A 15,420-nucleotide genomic window follows, 5' to 3' on the forward strand; every position below is an offset into this window, starting at 1 on the left:
TAGGCGGCCTTAGCCCGCCACCCAGCCGATAGTACCACTGGCACTACGTACCAACCGGAACCCCTGAAATTCGCCAAGCACTGCCACTTTGCTTTGGGCCGGCAACGAATCCAAGGTGGCGGCGCCGACTAGCGGCTTGGTGTAAAGGTCGGTGGCTACGGGTAGGGCCATGCTGCGCAACGGGGCTGCCGCTGGCACCACGGCCCGCGCCGCAATATAGCCTAACTGCCCGTCGGGGCGCTGCACGCGGTACCAGTCGGTGTGGCTACCTACCACCAGCAGAGCGGTATTGCGCGCGACGCCGGCTACAGTGGTGCCCTTGCTGGCCGGGGTGTTCTGCAGGTTGGTTTGCTTGTCCTTCACCCGCACCCATTGGCCGAGCCGCTCCGGGGCAGTGCGCGGAGCCGGCGGCAGCGCATCGGCGCGGCGCACAAACGGAAATGGATCAACAGCGCCACGCCCGCTCCGGTAGATGCCAAAGTGCAGGTGCGGTGGCGTGGTGCGGGCGTTGCCGGTGTTGCCCACCAGCCCCAGCGTATCTCCAATCTTCACTTGCTGGCCGGGCTGCACTAGTTGCTTGTCGAGGTGAGCGTAGTAAAGGTGTTGGCCGTGCTCAGTATCGGCTAGCCATACCACCCGGCCACCCCGCGGAGTTTCGTTTACGCGGGTGATGTAGCCTGCCGCCGCCGCTACGGCTGGAGTGCCACGCTTGGCAAAAATGTCGATGCCCTCGTGCCGACGCGCACCACCATCCCTATCGACGCCCCAAAAACTGCCCACGGCCACATCGTTCTTGCCGCGCACCGGAAAGCTTAGGCTAGGCTCCCGTTGGATGCGCAATGTAAAGCGGCCGGTGCGCAATAATTCCGGCTGCACTCGCAGTAGGTGTTGGCGGTTATCGGCGGCTACATAGCTGAAAGCTAGGGCTGTGGTATCCGTCGAGGTAAGGGGGCGGGGAGTGGTACGGCTAGGGTCCAGCTCGAAGGCATCCAGAAACACCCGGGCCTCGGTGCCGGCGCCCAGTGTGAGGCTGATGCGCACGGTTTCGCCTTCGCGCACCTGGTAACGGTAGGCCGCGGCCGTGGCCCGGTCGGCACTGAAATAACCAGTTTCCTGAAAGGGAAGGGTTACTACCAGCGAGTCGCGCAGGGCACGGTTGGCGGCGGCCAGCCAGTCGCGGCCCAGGGCAGTTTCATCGAGGCCTGCCTGCCGTAAGCGGCGGGCGTATGTTTCGTGAGGCGTTGATTTCTGGAAGATGCCTTGCAGCGTTTGTTGCTGGCTGCAAGCAGTAAGAAGCACAAAGAAAGCGAGGTAAAATGGGGCGCGAAGGCGAAGCGGCATGGAGTAGCTGTTTCCCACTAAACGCCTGCCGGGGCTGGGTAGTTCGATGCACGCCGCCAGGGCAAGAAACTTACTTCGCATACCATACCTACGGCGACAATTATGCAAGTGGGAGCGGCCACACTGCCCCTGCGAACCGCCTCGTATATGGAAGGCATGAGCGCTGGTGGTAGAAGCTCGGGCATGGGCGGCATGCTTGGCAATGGAGTCTTTCAGCGGGCATACTATTGTGGTAGATGTGGCTGGTAGGCGCTTTGAGGTGGTGAAAAACTGAGCGGCTGGCAGCAGAACCGGTGGGAGCCGGCAGGAAGTTACCTTTACGGCCCCAACCCACTGTTCCCGCTCCCATGAAACTCATCGACTGCCCCCGCGACGCCATGCAGGGCTGGCTCACGTTCATCCCAACCACCCAAAAAATAGCCTACCTCAACGCCTTGTTACGGGTAGGCTTCGATACGCTCGACTTCGGTTCCTTTGTGTCGCCAAAAGCCATTCCGCAACTGGCCGATACTGCCGAGGTGCTGGCTGGTCTGGAGCTAGAGCCGTCGAGTACCAAGCTGCTGGCCATTGTAGCCAACCTGCGCGGCGCCGAAACCGCCGCCCAGTACTCGCAGATTCGCTACATCGGCTTCCCGCTGTCGGTATCCGAAACGTTTCAGCAGCGCAACACCAACAAGAACATCCGTGAGGCCCTCGACGATGTAGCCCGCATGCAGGAACTGTGTGCTCGCACCGGCCAGCAGCAAGTGGTATATTTGAGCATGGGATTCGGCAACCCCTACGGCGACCCATGGAGTCCAGAAATTTTGGGTGAATTCACCCAGAGGTTGGATGCGCTGGGCGTGCGCATCGTGGCATTGTCGGATACTATTGGAGCTTCCGTACCGGCCACCATTGCGCCCCCATTTCGCGAGCTGACGGCTGCTTTCCCGCACATCGAGTTTGGGGCGCACTTACACACTACCCCAACTACCTGGCGCGAGAAAGTGCAAGCCGCCTACGAGGCCGGTTGCCGCCGCTTCGATGGGGCCTTGGGCGGCTATGGCGGCTGCCCCATGGCCACCGATGAGCTTACCGGCAACATGCCCACCGAGCGGCTTGTGGAGTTTGCGGCGGAAATGGGAGAGGAGCTACACCTAAACAAGCAAGCATTGGCAGAGGCACAGGTCTTGAACCAGGGTATATTTGCAGCGCAACCTCACCCCTAACACCCCCTCGCCAAAAGAGAGGTAGAGGAAACAAAAAGCTAACAGCTATCAGCTAATCGCTCTTTACAAGGAGGGGGACCTAGGTGGGTGAGGTTCCTACCACCCGAACGAAACTACACCATGCCAACTGCCGTCGATATATTCATTCCCTGCTTCGTAGACCAGCTTTTCCCACAGACTGCCATGAACATGGTGAAAGTGCTGGAATCGGTGGGGTGCGAGGTGCACTATAATAGCAACCAAACCTGCTGCGGCCAGCCCGCCTACAACGCCGGCTACAAAGCAGAGAGCCGCGAAGTAGCCTGCAAGTTCCTCGACGATTTCCCCAACGAGCCGAACCGCTACATCGTGAGTCCTTCAGCGTCATGCGTGGGTATGGTGCGCAACACCTACGCCGAGCTGTTCGATGGCAGCCCCGAGCAAGGGCGTTATCACGCCACCCAGCGCCGCATCTTCGAAATGACGGAGTTTCTGGTGGATGTGCTGGGCGTGACCTCTATTCCGCAGGCCCAGCTCACGGGTACCTATACCTACCACGACTCCTGCTCGGCGCTGCGGGAGTGCGGCATCAAGCAGGCCCCGCGGCAGCTACTCGACGCCATTACTGGCTTGGAGCGCCTGGAAATGGCTGAAAACGAAACCTGTTGCGGCTTCGGGGGCACTTTTGCCGTGAAGTTCGAGGCTATATCAGTGGCCATGGCCGAACAGAAAGTGGAGCACGCCCTGGCCACCGGCGCCGACTACATCGTCAGTACTGATACCAGCTGCCTGATGCACCTCGACGCTTACATCCGCCGTACTCAGAAGCCCATCAAAGCCCTGCACGTAGCCGACGTGTTAGCCAGTGGCTGGTAATCGATGGCAACGAGCTTCGTAGCCTTCCGGCGCTTTGGTTTTTGGTGCAACGACAGCGTGCTGGAAACTTGGCTTTCGTACTTCCTGGAGGTGCTTGACCGAGAGAAAAACCTGCCCGACTGGTTGCAGCAACTGCACCAGGATTGGGAGGTGCAGGCCACGGTGGGCTTTGTGGGCTGCATCGAATTGCTGCTGGATGAGGTGGCAACTGATGAAAGCCGCGTAGCAACCTTGCTGAAACTAGCCGCCCAAACCAACCATCTCCTGGCTGCTCACGGCGAGTTCATTCCCGCCGAAACTCTCAATCAGCGCCAATACCAACCCCCTGACGGAATCTGGACAGCTGCTGTTGCCACTGCCATATTCCTTAAAGTGGGCCAGCTGTTCAGTCGTTTGCTGGAGGGGAAACTTCACACCACAGCTAGTAGTCCGCTTGATTATCTGGACCCTAAAAACTGGCGAGAACCTCTGCCATAACTAGTGACAAACACGGAGTCAATATATTGGCGAGTTGTTGGTAATATTATGAATTGCCGCTCTTCTATAGCTCCGTACTTGCCGTGAAAGTCAACTCATTACTACTGGGGGTATTCGGTCTACTTTCACTGACATTCTGTGGGAAGCCTGACGAAAACGTGGAGCTATTTAATTCAGAAAACACGGCTAACGCTCCCAAGGAAATCTTCACTGAACACAAGGAGTTCATCTATCGAGTGAGTTGTACCAGCAGCAACGGCCAAACTGCCAGCGCAGATACACTTGTGTTGTTGTCAAGCGGTAGCCCCTGGAATCTGAATGTAGGTCAGAAGAAAATAGCTTGGGGAAAGCGAACCGCTGGTAAGAATACCGGACTTAATGGGACCGGAGTGGTTGAAGACAGCCTACGGCTTTGGATTCATCCTCCGCGTTTCGACCAGTATGCAATCCTGGAGTTAAGTCCCTTCCCGGAGGTTAAAAAGCCCTTTATTCCGGGCCAACAGTGGTATTGGGGATTAGAAGTGGGTAGCCAATACGCCAATCCTGCTTGGGCTGTATGGCAAGGAAATATGCTGGTGAAAACTCGTTATAAAGCCACGGGCCAGCAAACGATAGAAACGGCACTCGGAAAACTCACTTGCCAGGAAATACTAGCAACTTCCACATGCGCAGCGGGCCGTTCTACGCTTCGCACGCTATATCACCCTGAGTATGGCTTTGTGCTGCTGGACTATGTGAATATTGATGCCAGCAAGATGAAACTTCAGTTGATTTATGTTGGGATAGAAAACAAGTTTGATGGTGGTGCTTACTTCAAGAAGTGAAGTAGTACCATATAAACGAAAAGGACAGCCCAAGTAATGAGCCGTCCTTTCACTGAGATGTTGCTGTAAGAAAGCTTACACCAGCTTCCCAAGCTTGTCTTTTAGCTCCTTTGAAGCAGCCAATAACGGCAACCGGACGGCGCCAGAGCAAACGCTCAACGCTTCCAAGGTAGCTTTCACCCCAACGGGGTTGCTTTCCTCGTACATCAGCGGGTTCAGGTCTACGAACTTGAAAAGCAGCTGGCTAGCTGCCGCAAACTCGCCGGCCAGTGCGTGGCGCACCATATCGGTGAAGGGCCGCGGGAAGGCATTGGCCAGTACCGAAATAACACCTACAGCTCCGAAGCTGACGAGCGAAGTCGTCATCATGTCGTCGCCGGAGATGAGCAGGAAGTCAACGGGCTTGCGGGCGGCTATCTGCTGGCACTGCTCCAGGTTGCCGCTGGCTTCTTTGATGCCGATGATGTTGGGGTGCTGTGCCAGCCGGAGCGTGGTAGCCGCCGTGAGGTTGGAGGCGGTGCGGCCGGGCACGTTGTACAGGATAACCGGCACCGGCGAGGCATCGGCCAACAGCTCGTAATGGGCAATGATGCCCGCCTGCGAGGGTTTATTATAATAAGGGCTAGCCGACAGCAGCGCCGTAACACCCGACAAATCGGTAGTGCGGATGGTGGCTACGGTGCCAGCTGTATCATTGCCGCCGATTCCGTAGACCAGCGGTACGTGGCCGGCTACGTGTTCCTTCACCACGCGAAGAATCTCAGTTTTCTCTTCGCTGGTAATGGTGGGCGATTCGGCGGTGGTGCCGTTGATAACCAAATATTCAATGCCGCCCTCGATTACGAAATCAAGTAGGCGGCGCAGGGCGTCGTAATCAACGGAGTGGTCGGTGGTAAAGGGAGTGACGAGGGCGACGCCCGTGCCTCGGAGCTTGTCCATGCGGGGAATTAACTGTTGCTTTGTAGGAATGCAAGACGGGCGAGTTGTACTGCTCAGCGCAGATTCGCCTTCTTGGCTTCAAAATTAAAGTATTTGCTAGCGGTATGGCCGCGTTTTTCACATTTATGCAATTTTCTTACTCTGCGCTGTCCACTGCCGCCGTTTGCGCCGCGGCTCTCACTCTTTCTTCTTGCAACGATTCCAAGACGGCCACCGCCGCTGAAACCAGCTCGCCCACCCGCGAAGTAATGAGCGGCACGGCCGCCGTGGCCGCCGAAGAAGACTCGGCCGCCGCACACGCAGCAGCTTCTGCCGGCACCCCGGCACCCGATCCGGCCAGCATTCCGGCCAGCAAAATTGCCGACGCGGCTACCATCACGGCCCGTCCGCAGGTGCCCATCCTGTGCTACCACCAAATCCGGGACTGGCGCGCCAAAGACTCGAAAGGCGCCAAAGACTACATCGTGCCCGTCGAGGCCTTCAAAAAGCAGATTCAGATGCTGGCTGACAGCGGCTACCACTCCATTCTGCCCGACCAGCTATACGCCTATCTGGCCACTGGCGCGCCGCTGCCCAGCAAGCCCATCATGCTCACCTTCGACGACACCGACCTCGACCAGTTCACGGTGGCCCGCCCGACGCTGGAAAAGTACGGTTTCAAGGCGGTGTACTTCGTTATGACGGTAAGCCTCGGCCGGCCGCGCTACATGAGCAAGGCCCAGGTCAAGCAGCTTTCCGACGAAGGCAACGTCATCGGCTCACACACCTGGGACCACCACAACGTGAAGAAATACCAGGGTCAGGACTGGGTGACGCAAATTGAGAAGCCCACCAAAACGCTGGAGGAAATCACTGGCAAGGACATCAAGTATTTTGCGTACCCCTTTGGCCTCTGGAACCCCGAAGCCATTCCGCAGCTCAAGCAGCGCGGTATGGTGGCCGCCTTTGTGCTAGCCGAAAAGCGCGACCCGCAGGATCCGCTGTTTACCATTCGCCGCATTATTGCCAGTGGCTACTGGAGCGCCCGCACGCTGCACAACAGCATCGTGCAGAGCTTCTAAGCCGCACAGCAGTAGGCTCACTTCATCCCCAAGAAGCGTGAAATGCAACAAGCCCTTGCAGCCTAGGCTGTAAGGGCTTGTTGCGTTGGCTAAGGGCTAGCTATTCAGCCTTTATGCCTTCGGCCTTCAGATCTTCGAAAGCTCCAATGTTGATGATCTTCTTGAAGCCGGTTTCCTCCATTAACACCGTGGTTTGGCCGCTGCGGTTGCCGGAGGCGCAATACAGTAAATAGGTTTTGTTTTTGTCTAGCTTGGCTATTTCGAAGCTGAAACCAGCTGCTCTGAAGTCGATGTTGCGGGCGCCTTTCAGATGGCCGACAGCAAATTCGGCGGGCGTACGCACGTCTAGCAGTATTGTGTTGGGCTTCTTGAGGTAGTTGGCGGCTACGGCGGGCGGTACCGGTTTCGAGGCCGTTTGAGCCAGAGTAGGTTGCGTCAGGAAAAGAGCGCCAGCCAGGGCCAGCAACAAAAGGCGGGACATACGATATAGTCAGGAGTGGAAGTGGCGGCGGGTAGTATCCCGCGGGCCATGAGACTTGGCCACCGGTACTCCCGGGCGCGTACTCCCCGAACTGGTCAGGGGGGATTTGAGACTGGCTACGCGGTAGCGAGACTAACCCGTTTGTGAAAGTACGCAGCCCGGGAGGCCGGTATTATGAGAGCACTAAAATAGAGAACCTTGCTGAGCTGCACCAGTGTTTTCGGCGGGGAATGTGTCAGAAATCGAAGAATCGGTGGTAATGCCTGAATTTTGTACGCCGTCGGGAGCTATATCCAAGGTGTTCAGGTCGTTGTCTGCCTCGGCGGCAGTAGTTGGCAGCATAGCCAATAGGTCGGTTTCCGAGATGATAGGCACTTTTAGCTCGGTGGCTTTTTCGCGTTTGGCAGGGCCCATTTTGTCGCCGGCTACCAGGTAGCTGAGCTTTTTGCTGATGCTGCCCGTCACTTTGCCACCGTGCGCCTGAATCAGGGCTTGCAGCTCGTCGCGGCTGTGTTGCTCGAATACTCCCGACAGCACGAACGTCAGGTTTTCCAGGCGGTTACTCACGTTCTGGGGTACCTCGCCGGTGAGGGCCAACTGCACCCCAGCCGCCCGCAGCCGTTCCACCAAGTTGCGGTTGGCAGCCTCCTGAAACCACGCCGCCACCGATTCGGCAATGACGCCGCCCACCTCCGGCACAGCGGCCAGTTCGGTGGCGGTGGCTTGCTCCATAGCCTCTACGGTGCGGTAGTGAGCCGCCAGCTTTTCGGCAACGGTTTCGCCTACGTACCGGATGCCCAGCCCAAATAGCACTCTATCGAACGGGACCTGTTTACTGGTTTCCAGGCCGGCTACCAGCCGCTGCACCGACTTCTCGCCTAGGCGTTCCAACTGCGCCAGCTCGGCGGCTTTGCCAGGCAAATCGTAGAGCGAGGCGGCGTCAGTTACTAGCCCCAGGTCGAAGAAACGACCTACAGTTTCAGCGCCTAGCCCATCAATATCTAGCGCTTTGCGTGACACGTAGTGCTCCAACTTAGCTTTGAGTTGGGGCGGGCAGCCCCGGTCGTTGGGGCAGCGGAAGTGGGCCTCGCCCTCGGGCCGGATGAGTGGGGTGCTGCAAGCCGGGCAGGTGGTAGGGTACACAATCGGCTGGCTTTCGGGTAGGCGGGCCGCCAAGTCGACTCCCGTGATTTTCGGGATGATTTCGCCGCCTTTCTCCACAAACACCATGTCATTGAGGCGCAGGTCAAGGGCGGCAATCTGGTTGGCATTGTGCACCGAAGCGCGCTTTACCACAGTACCGGCCAGCGGAACGGGGTCGAGCAGGGCTACAGGCGTAACGGCGCCGGTGCGGCCCACTTGATACTGGATTTCGCGCAGCCGGGTGCGGCCCGCTTCGGCGGGGTACTTATAAGCAATGGCCCAGCGCGGGCTCTTAGAGGTGTAGCCAAGTAGTTCCTGCTGCCGGAAGTCGTTGACTTTGATAACAATGCCATCAGTGGCAACGGGCAATGTGAAGCGTTTCTTGTCCCACTCGTGCACGAAATTCAGCACTTCATTGATGTTGCCGCACAGCCGCCAGGTATCCGACACGGGTAAACCCCAGGCGTGCATAGCTTCCAGGGAGGCGCTGTGGGTAGGGAAGATACTGCGGCCGGGCATCAGAAACGAGTAGGCGTAGAACCGCAGCTTGCGGGCTGCCACCAGTGCTGAGTCCTGGAGCTTGAGGGCGCCGCTGGCCGCATTGCGCGGGTTAGCCAGCAGGGCTTCCCCATTCACTTCACGCTCGGCATTAAGCTCGGCGAAAACTGGTAGCGGCATGAAAATCTCGCCGCGTATTTCCATTTCCGCGGGCTGTTGGCCGGCTTCGCGCAGATGCAGGGGCAGGTTCTTGATGGTGCGCACGTTGTTGGTTACCACGTCGCCGCGGGTACCGTCGCCGCGCGTCACGCCTTGCGTGAGTTGGCCGTTCTCGTAGGTCAAACTCATAGCCACGCCGTCGAACTTCAACTCGCAGACGTAGGCAAACTCGGCGCCTTCCAGCCCCCGGCGCACTCGCTCATCGAACTCGCGCAAGTCCTCTTCCGAGTAGGTGTTGCCGAGGCTGAGCATGGGATATTTGTGCAGCGCCGTAGGAAACTGCTTGGTGATGGTGCCACCCACGCGTTGGGTGGGAGAGTTGGGGTGCGCAAACTGCGGGTACTCCTTTTCCAGCCGTTGCAGCTCGGCCAGCAACTGGTCGAATTCCTGGTCGGGTATCTCAGAAATGTCGCGCTGGTAGTATTGGTAGTTGAGGTGATGCAGGCGCTCGGTGAGGGTCGTTATCTGCTGCTGAATGTCGTTGATCATAGGAAAAATAGCATAAGCTTCAGGGGGGTATTGCTGCCAGGCCAGGGCTGGAAACCTGCTGCGGCCAGCTACTCTGCAAGCTACGGCTTTCAGCGTAGTTGGGACGTAAAAAGCCCGCCTGTAAGAAACAGACGGGCTTTATCGGCGCTGAGTTAGAGCCAGCTACCTATTTTTATTTCAGCTTACAGCTTGTCGGCAACCAGTACGCCGTCGGCCTCAAAATTCAACTGCTCTTCGGGCTTGGTAATGGCGGCTACTTCTTTGTCGGATTTGCCGGCGTCCTTGGCGTAGTGCTGCAAATCAGCTACGGGTACTTCCTCCCGGTGCGCCCAGCCGTTGATTACCACGGTTTTGCCGGAAATATCTTTAGGCACAAAAAAGGCGTAGTCCTTGAAGCGTACCCGCATTTCCTGGCCTTCGGGCGTTTTCATGGTTAGCCAGCAGCCTTTGGCCTGGCATACGGCATCGGCAGTGCCCACCAGCTTCACCTGCGCCGAATCCTTGTCGCCGAGCACTTGCTTCAGCTCCGACAGTGGCTTGGCACCCTCAGCCGTTACGGCGGCGCCGTAGGTTTTGCCTGCTACCTGGGTAACCGGAGCGGCCGGCTGGGTAGCAGCCGTTTCCGAGGCAGGCGTAGACTGGCAGGCACTCAAGGAAACTAGGGCGGCGAAAGCAAGAATCTTGGAAGTCATGGAGTTGGGCAATGAAGTTTGGAAGGTTGCTGCCGGAAAAATACGATTTTCAACTGGCTTTTCTGCCGCCCAGCCTCCGCTACTTGCCAGCATTGCGGGCCGCTAGTTCCCGCACTTCATCCAGTTTACCGTTCTTGTTGTAAATCTCCGTCCGTACGATGCCTACGCCGGGGGCATAGAAATCCACCTGCTTCACGTTGGTACGGATGGCCATATCGGGGCGCGGTACGGTGGCACTCTCGCGGGCTGACTCCACTTTGTAGCAGGAAAACGTGCCGGCGGGTGTCTTCAAGGGGGTTGGCCCGCTCACCACTTTACGTTTGCGAATAGTGGTGCTCACTGTTGCAATGCTCACGACCGAACTACTGACCTGCACGCTGATGCCGCCAGGCGGGAGGGTGCTACCCACGGTGGGGGCGTTGGGCCAAGCTAGTGGAGTAGGATTGTACACCAGTTTCCGGTCCCGGAAGGAGCGGAGCGCGTCAGTATTCAGTTCGGCGAGGCCATCGGTGAAGCTGGTGTCGCGGCGGGTGCGGAAGGTGAGGTCTTGGAGGTGCAGTAAGCCGTTGCGAGTGTTGTAGCGGCCACTTTTGAGAGAAGCGGTGTACTCAGGTACTATGCGTTTTTTGCTCTCTTCCCGCTCTTTTAGGGCCAGCGTCACCACCCGTTGCCGCAGTTCCCCAACTGGTTTGCCATTGCCACTCAGCACTCGGTATGTCAGCTCCATGTTGTCGGCCATGTTGAACGGCGACACGGCCTCGGTAGAAGCAGGCTGGGCTGCGTCAGGTATTAAAGCTTGGCTGGTGGCCGACGTTGTAGGAACAGCTATGGTGCTGTTCTGAGCCTGCGTAGCTGTAAGAGGCAGCAACATAGCTTGTGCAAGCAATACGGTGCGAATAGGTGGAATTAGCATGGATAAGAGCGGCAAAAGGTCGGTAATGGCCCCACATACGTAGGACATCTTTTTTGGATTACGGTAGAGTTACCAAAAAGTATGCAGCCTTTATGCAAGGCCAAGGAATAAGTGCAAATAGCGAGCCAGCAGATTTTCCTGCCGCTTGCCATAAGGCAACTAACAGGCGGTGAGGTGCCAGCAGGTTCTCTACCGTATACTTGAGCTACAGCGCGCGTGCTTTGCCGGTGCCAAACCTGCGCCGACACGTAACTTGCGCCCAAGCCAGTCCGTTTTCATGGTATTATACTCAACCATTCCACCTTACCCTCATGCCTGATTCTTCGCAACAAGCCACTTCCTGGGCCGATACGGCCGCTTCTCTACTTTCCAAACTGTCGGGCGGGGTGGAACTGGCCCTGGCCTTCGACCAGATGGAACTGCAAGTGCCTAACCCGCAAAACCCTAACGCCCCCGCCGCTACCTGGCGCCTGAACGGCTCGTTGCGCATTCGTACCCGCGGCGAAAACCCACCTGCGGCCAGTAACAACCCTGCTGCCTTGCCACCCGCAAAGCCGACCTCCCTTGGCTAACTCACTGGAAATAGAGGCGCAACTGGTGGTAACGCTGGACGGCGACGATGTGCAGATTGCCGCGTCGGGTACCTATCTAATTGTCAACTTCCCTAGCCAGCGGGTTTTCGACAAAATCACCAGCGGCCCCCCCAAAGACCCCAACGCCCCACCTAAGCCCAAATCAACTAAACGCATCGACCCACTACAGCAACTCAACGACCTGGCGCTCCGGTTGGGGCTGGTGCTGGATATGCGCGTGGCCGGCAAAACCCACGTCACGTTCGGGACAGGCCGCAGCGCCAAGATTACCATCAACGCCGTACTGGGTAAAATTGGGTCTTTCTTTCGGGGCGACTGATAAACTGATAGCTGCCTGCCAAGCCACTAAGCGTTACTATTCGGGGCCACAGTGGCACTGAAACAGAGAAGGTAGCTGGTTGGCGGCAGTAGGCCGGAATTCAGGGGGCGGTGCTTGTTGGTGGGTAGGGCTTTTGCGTAACTTGCTTTGCAGGCTCCAGTTTCAACGGTTTAGTTTCGTCCGGAACTAAAGGCCGGTGAATTGGTTAGCCAAAGACTCCGCTTCATTCCGCCCCACCGCATGAATTCCGATAAAGAACGTAAAGATAAAGTAGGGGCCAATCGGTCGGCCTCCACCTTCCAGCGCATGGAGCGTATGCCGCCGCTGCTCATGATGCTGTATTTGGGTATGGTGGGCATTGGAGTATTGTTTCTGGGCTTAGTGGTAGCCTTTGCCTATACCCGCTACCACGAAGACCTGCCCCGCGGCCTGCACCCGTTTCCTAAGTTCTTTTCCATCAGTACCATCGTGCTGCTAATCAGCAGCTACGTGCTGGCCCAAGGCCAGCGCCTCTACCGCGCCGACGACGTGCTGAATCTGTCGCGGTGCTTGGGTGCTACGTTGCTGCTGGGCTGCATCTTTGCCGGGTTGCAGGTGCTGGGCTGGCGCGAGCTAATGATACAGAACGTATTCATGGATGGCGCCGATACTGGCAAATACATTTACATGATTTCGGCGCTGCACGTGGCGCACCTATTAGGGGGCATGCTGTTTCTGCTGGCGCTGCTGCTGCGTACTATCCACGCCTCGCGCGACGCCGTTCGGACCCTGGTTTTCATCCGCAACCCCTACCGTCGACTGCAACTCCGCCTGCTCAGCCGGTTCTGGCACTTCGTTGATGCGCTCTGGGTGATACTTTTTGTGGTTTTTGTGTTCCTGTATTAGAAGTAAGTTACTGAGCCAATAAAAGCGGGGAGGTTGATGTTTTAACTGTGCAGGTAGCACCAGTGGAACATCAACCTCCCCGCTTTTATTAGCTAACCAAATCATCTTGCTAGCGTAATCGGTCCTTTGTACTTACGGCCGTCGGTGTACTCTATGAAGTAGAAATACACCCCTGGCACGGCCTGCCCACCATCCCAGCGGAAGTTGCGGTCCTTGGATTGATAGACTAGGTTGCCCCAGCGCGAGAAGATTTTCACATTAGCAAAGCGAGAGTCGCAGAAATCGGGCGGCAAATCCGGTACATTGAAGATGGCGTTCTTATTGTCGCCATTGGGCGTGAAAATATTAACGGGCCGAAACGCCACTGTATCCGGGTTTACCAGTTCGAAGCGGACGACTCGTGTTTGCGGGATCGGCTGGCAGGTGGATTCCTGCAACTGAAACGTAACTTCCAGGGCCCGGCCCGCTTGGTCGTAGCCAGCGCAGTTGGCATCCCACCGAAAAGTGGCCGAGGCTTGTCCGTTGCCGTTGGTAGGTCGAAAACTCATCCCAGCCTCAGCCAAATCAAAGCCGTTGCCAGTGGCCGAAAGTACTAACGCGTCCCGGTCGGTATCGGTGCCGTTGAAGGTGGCCTCGTACATGCCTCCCACCAACCGCCGGATTACTGTAGGCTCAGTAGTGGAAGGCGCCCTTGGCAGCGACGTAGCCAGCAGAGGCGGCGCGTTGGTGTACTCCACCTGAATGGGCACTGTCAGAGTAACGGTTTGTGGGTCATTGCACGGCCCAGCCGAAGCCAGAAACCGAAATTCGTGCAAGGGTCGCCCCACGGCCCGGCAGTCAACTCGCCATGTAAACCGGCCGCGGGTCTGGTTGCCATTCAGTCCTTGCACAAACGTAGCGCCTAGTTCAGTGGGCTGAAACCCAACACCTGCCATCGTCAGCGTCACCGGGTCACTGTCGGGGTCAGTGCCCGTCACGTCAAACGTAATCAAGTCGCCGACGCGGGCCCGCAGCGGGAGGGTGGGGCCAGCCGTGCTTGCCAAGGCGGGTGGGCCATTGGGGTCGGGCTGGGCCGTGAAAGCCACCCGCACGGTGTCGCGCTTGGGTAAGCTGCAGCCGTCATCGGCCACTATTACATCCAGCAAGTACACCTGCCCGCGCGAGTTAAAACAGTTCGGAAAGCAGAGCTGAGACACCAAAGTGTCAGGCGCCCCCGGTGTTTTAATCATGCCTTGCGTGAGCGTGAAATTGGGTAGCAGCGAGCTAGGAAAATTCACGGCCCGCAAGCTCAAACTTAAGCGTGAAGGCGAATCGGCATCAGTGAAACGCAGGTTCAGGCAGCGGCTGAAACCGGGGCGTAGCCGTAGCGTGTCTTGGCCTTCTCGATAAGGCCCACGGCTGGTGGCGGCCTGCACCGTCATGGTAGGAGTTGAGTTTTGCGCGCACGGAATTACTTTGAGCTGGAAGTCGCGCCGGGCCTCACCAATTTTCACTCCCATGCGGTATTCCACGCATTTCAGACCGAATACAAACAAGCCCTGGCGGCTGGGGCGCACCTGTAACCGGCCGGTCAGCCGGTTGATGCTTAGCGTAGGCGCCCCCGGAATCTGGCTGTTCACGCTGTTGCCCGCCGCCCAACTGATTTCCTGATAGGGCTGAGGTTCGGCAACCGGCTTTGGGAAGGCGCTGGTGGCGTGGCCATTGTAGGGCGTGGCCAGCTCATACACCAGCGAGTCGCCGTCGGCATCCTGCCCCCCGAAGTCGTAGTAAAACAGCTCGTTGATGCAAGCGTAGTCGCTCAAGGGTGGGAAGATGCGTGGCGTGGAGTCACGGAAGGGCTGGCCGTTGCGCACCACTGCCGGAAACTCCAAGTAGAACGTTTGGCCGGCGTCGGCCGCATTCAAAATGTTGTTGATACCGTTGTTGCGGCAGCAGCGCTCCACGGCGGCATAGTAGCCGCCCGCGCTGTTGTAGCGGTTGGCCGCCAACTCAACACGCGCCGTGTACACGAGGCGGCGCGTAATCAAATCGGGCTTGGAGCAGGCCGGGTTGGTGTAGTTGACCAGCGTGTTGTTGCCCAGCGGCAGCACCACATTCTGCATGCGGTTGTTGGTGTTCTTGTCGAAAATGCTGACCGTCAGGTCATTGTCGAGAGCACCCGGCTGGCCATTAAGCGCGTCAAAATATAGGTTGAGCGTAATCTGATATGTGGAGCCACTCAGGTATTGCAAGTCCATTTCGCCCCCTACAATGTGGGTGGCGCAACTCGGCCGGCTGAAGGCAAGCAGCAAAACAAGCAAGAGCAGCAAACCGGGCCGTCGGGCACTGGAACAGGTAGTTCGGGGTATAGGTAGGAGCATAGAGCAACAGGAAAGGGCAGGGGAATACTTCCGAAATATACAACCTGCCCAAAGCAAGCAGGTTATTGTAAGGTACAACGGTTTATGCAGGCTCCTGCGTATCTTGTTCCACCTTGGTAATCT

Annotated in this window: 15 protein-coding genes; 8 read left to right on the top strand and 7 right to left on the bottom strand. The window is 57.7% G+C overall.

The genetic code is table 11. The features are described 5' to 3' along the window. Positions 1-9: 9 nt before the first annotated feature. Complete coding sequence (locus G536_RS26825; RefSeq protein ID WP_022822990.1) at positions 10-1,341, bottom strand: M23 family metallopeptidase; 1,332 nt, start codon at positions 1,339-1,341, stop codon at positions 10-12. A gap of 347 nt (positions 1,342-1,688) precedes the next feature. On the opposite strand from G536_RS26825, the gene G536_RS0107610 reads away from it, so the two are divergent. The 4 genes from G536_RS0107610 to G536_RS0107625 all read left to right on the top strand — a co-directional run bounded on the left by G536_RS0107610 (position 1,689) and on the right by G536_RS0107625 (position 4,705). Next, positions 1,689-2,549, top strand: coding sequence for a hydroxymethylglutaryl-CoA lyase (locus tag G536_RS0107610; RefSeq protein ID WP_022822991.1), 861 nt, complete (start codon positions 1,689-1,691; stop codon positions 2,547-2,549). Positions 2,550-2,669: 120 nt separating this feature from the next. After that, positions 2,670-3,404: a (Fe-S)-binding protein gene (locus G536_RS0107615; protein ID WP_022822992.1), complete on the top strand. Its 735-nt coding sequence runs from the start codon at positions 2,670-2,672 to the stop codon at positions 3,402-3,404. A 3-nt stretch (positions 3,405-3,407) separates the two neighbouring features. Further along, entirely contained in the window at positions 3,408-3,881 is a 474-nt protein-coding gene (locus G536_RS0107620; RefSeq protein WP_022822993.1) for a hypothetical protein, read from the top strand. Positions 3,882-3,964: 83 nt separating this feature from the next. Next, complete coding sequence (locus G536_RS0107625) at positions 3,965-4,705, top strand: hypothetical protein (RefSeq protein WP_022822994.1); 741 nt, start codon at positions 3,965-3,967, stop codon at positions 4,703-4,705. 75 nt (positions 4,706-4,780) lie between these two features. Here G536_RS0107625 and dapA read toward each other — a convergent pair whose 3' ends face one another. Beyond that, positions 4,781-5,644 carry a 4-hydroxy-tetrahydrodipicolinate synthase gene (dapA, locus tag G536_RS0107630; protein WP_022822995.1) on the bottom strand — a complete coding sequence of 288 codons (864 nt, stop codon included), beginning with the start codon at positions 5,642-5,644 and terminating at the stop codon, positions 4,781-4,783. A gap of 125 nt (positions 5,645-5,769) precedes the next feature. Between dapA and G536_RS0107635 the strand changes: the two genes are divergently transcribed. After that, positions 5,770-6,705, top strand: coding sequence for a polysaccharide deacetylase family protein (locus G536_RS0107635; protein ID WP_026879946.1), 936 nt, complete (start codon positions 5,770-5,772; stop codon positions 6,703-6,705). A 100-nt stretch (positions 6,706-6,805) separates the two neighbouring features. Here G536_RS0107635 and G536_RS0107640 read toward each other — a convergent pair whose 3' ends face one another. The 4 genes from G536_RS0107640 to G536_RS0107655 all read right to left on the bottom strand — a co-directional run bounded on the left by G536_RS0107640 (position 6,806) and on the right by G536_RS0107655 (position 11,098). Then, positions 6,806-7,186 carry a rhodanese-like domain-containing protein gene (locus G536_RS0107640; protein ID WP_022822997.1) on the bottom strand — a complete coding sequence of 127 codons (381 nt, stop codon included), beginning with the start codon at positions 7,184-7,186 and terminating at the stop codon, positions 6,806-6,808. A gap of 183 nt (positions 7,187-7,369) precedes the next feature. After that, positions 7,370-9,535, bottom strand: coding sequence for an NAD-dependent DNA ligase LigA (gene ligA, locus G536_RS26830; RefSeq protein WP_022822998.1), 2,166 nt, complete (start codon positions 9,533-9,535; stop codon positions 7,370-7,372). 182 nt (positions 9,536-9,717) lie between these two features. Next, positions 9,718-10,227: a DUF4920 domain-containing protein gene (locus G536_RS26835; RefSeq protein WP_022822999.1), complete on the bottom strand. Its 510-nt coding sequence runs from the start codon at positions 10,225-10,227 to the stop codon at positions 9,718-9,720. Positions 10,228-10,306: 79 nt separating this feature from the next. Continuing rightward, positions 10,307-11,098 (bottom strand): TapB family protein, encoded by a 792-nt coding sequence (locus tag G536_RS0107655; RefSeq protein ID WP_157530479.1) that lies wholly within the window; start codon positions 11,096-11,098, stop codon positions 10,307-10,309. Between the two features lie 353 nt (positions 11,099-11,451). Between G536_RS0107655 and G536_RS26840 the strand changes: the two genes are divergently transcribed. The 3 genes from G536_RS26840 to G536_RS0107670 all read left to right on the top strand — a co-directional run bounded on the left by G536_RS26840 (position 11,452) and on the right by G536_RS0107670 (position 12,937). Further along, positions 11,452-11,712, top strand: coding sequence for a hypothetical protein (locus G536_RS26840; RefSeq protein ID WP_022823001.1), 261 nt, complete (start codon positions 11,452-11,454; stop codon positions 11,710-11,712). Beyond that, complete coding sequence (locus G536_RS0107665) at positions 11,705-12,052, top strand: hypothetical protein (protein ID WP_022823002.1); 348 nt, start codon at positions 11,705-11,707, stop codon at positions 12,050-12,052. The genes G536_RS26840 and G536_RS0107665 overlap by 8 nt, the downstream gene beginning before the upstream one ends. 240 nt (positions 12,053-12,292) lie before the next feature. Further along, entirely contained in the window at positions 12,293-12,937 is a 645-nt protein-coding gene (locus G536_RS0107670; RefSeq protein ID WP_022823003.1) for a cytochrome c oxidase subunit 3, read from the top strand. A gap of 101 nt (positions 12,938-13,038) precedes the next feature. Here G536_RS0107670 and G536_RS0107675 read toward each other — a convergent pair whose 3' ends face one another. Next, on the bottom strand, positions 13,039-15,228 hold the full coding sequence (locus G536_RS0107675) for a T9SS type B sorting domain-containing protein (RefSeq protein WP_169515058.1): 2,190 nt from the start codon (positions 15,226-15,228) through the stop codon (positions 13,039-13,041). Positions 15,229-15,420: the final 192 nt, after the last annotated feature.

The organism is Hymenobacter norwichensis DSM 15439 (genome assembly GCF_000420705.1).
GTDB lineage: Bacteria > Bacteroidota > Bacteroidia > Cytophagales > Hymenobacteraceae > Hymenobacter > Hymenobacter norwichensis.

Coding starts and splice junctions, on each gene's coding strand:
- G536_RS0107655 (WP_157530479.1), bottom strand. CDS start 11,098: ATGTTGCTGCCTCTTACAGCTACGCAGGCTCAGAACAGCACCATAGCT.
- G536_RS26840 (WP_022823001.1), top strand. CDS start 11,452: ATGCCTGATTCTTCGCAACAAGCCACTTCCTGGGCCGATACGGCCGCT.
- G536_RS0107670 (WP_022823003.1), top strand. CDS start 12,293: ATGAATTCCGATAAAGAACGTAAAGATAAAGTAGGGGCCAATCGGTCG.
- dapA (WP_022822995.1), bottom strand. CDS start 5,644: ATGGACAAGCTCCGAGGCACGGGCGTCGCCCTCGTCACTCCCTTTACC.
- ligA (WP_022822998.1), bottom strand. CDS start 9,535: ATGATCAACGACATTCAGCAGCAGATAACGACCCTCACCGAGCGCCTG.
- G536_RS0107610 (WP_022822991.1), top strand. CDS start 1,689: ATGAAACTCATCGACTGCCCCCGCGACGCCATGCAGGGCTGGCTCACG.
- G536_RS26825 (WP_022822990.1), bottom strand. CDS start 1,341: ATGCCGCTTCGCCTTCGCGCCCCATTTTACCTCGCTTTCTTTGTGCTT.
- G536_RS0107635 (WP_026879946.1), top strand. CDS start 5,770: ATGCAATTTTCTTACTCTGCGCTGTCCACTGCCGCCGTTTGCGCCGCG.
- G536_RS0107640 (WP_022822997.1), bottom strand. CDS start 7,186: ATGTCCCGCCTTTTGTTGCTGGCCCTGGCTGGCGCTCTTTTCCTGACG.
- G536_RS26835 (WP_022822999.1), bottom strand. CDS start 10,227: ATGACTTCCAAGATTCTTGCTTTCGCCGCCCTAGTTTCCTTGAGTGCC.
- G536_RS0107615 (WP_022822992.1), top strand. CDS start 2,670: ATGCCAACTGCCGTCGATATATTCATTCCCTGCTTCGTAGACCAGCTT.
- G536_RS0107620 (WP_022822993.1), top strand. CDS start 3,408: ATGGCAACGAGCTTCGTAGCCTTCCGGCGCTTTGGTTTTTGGTGCAAC.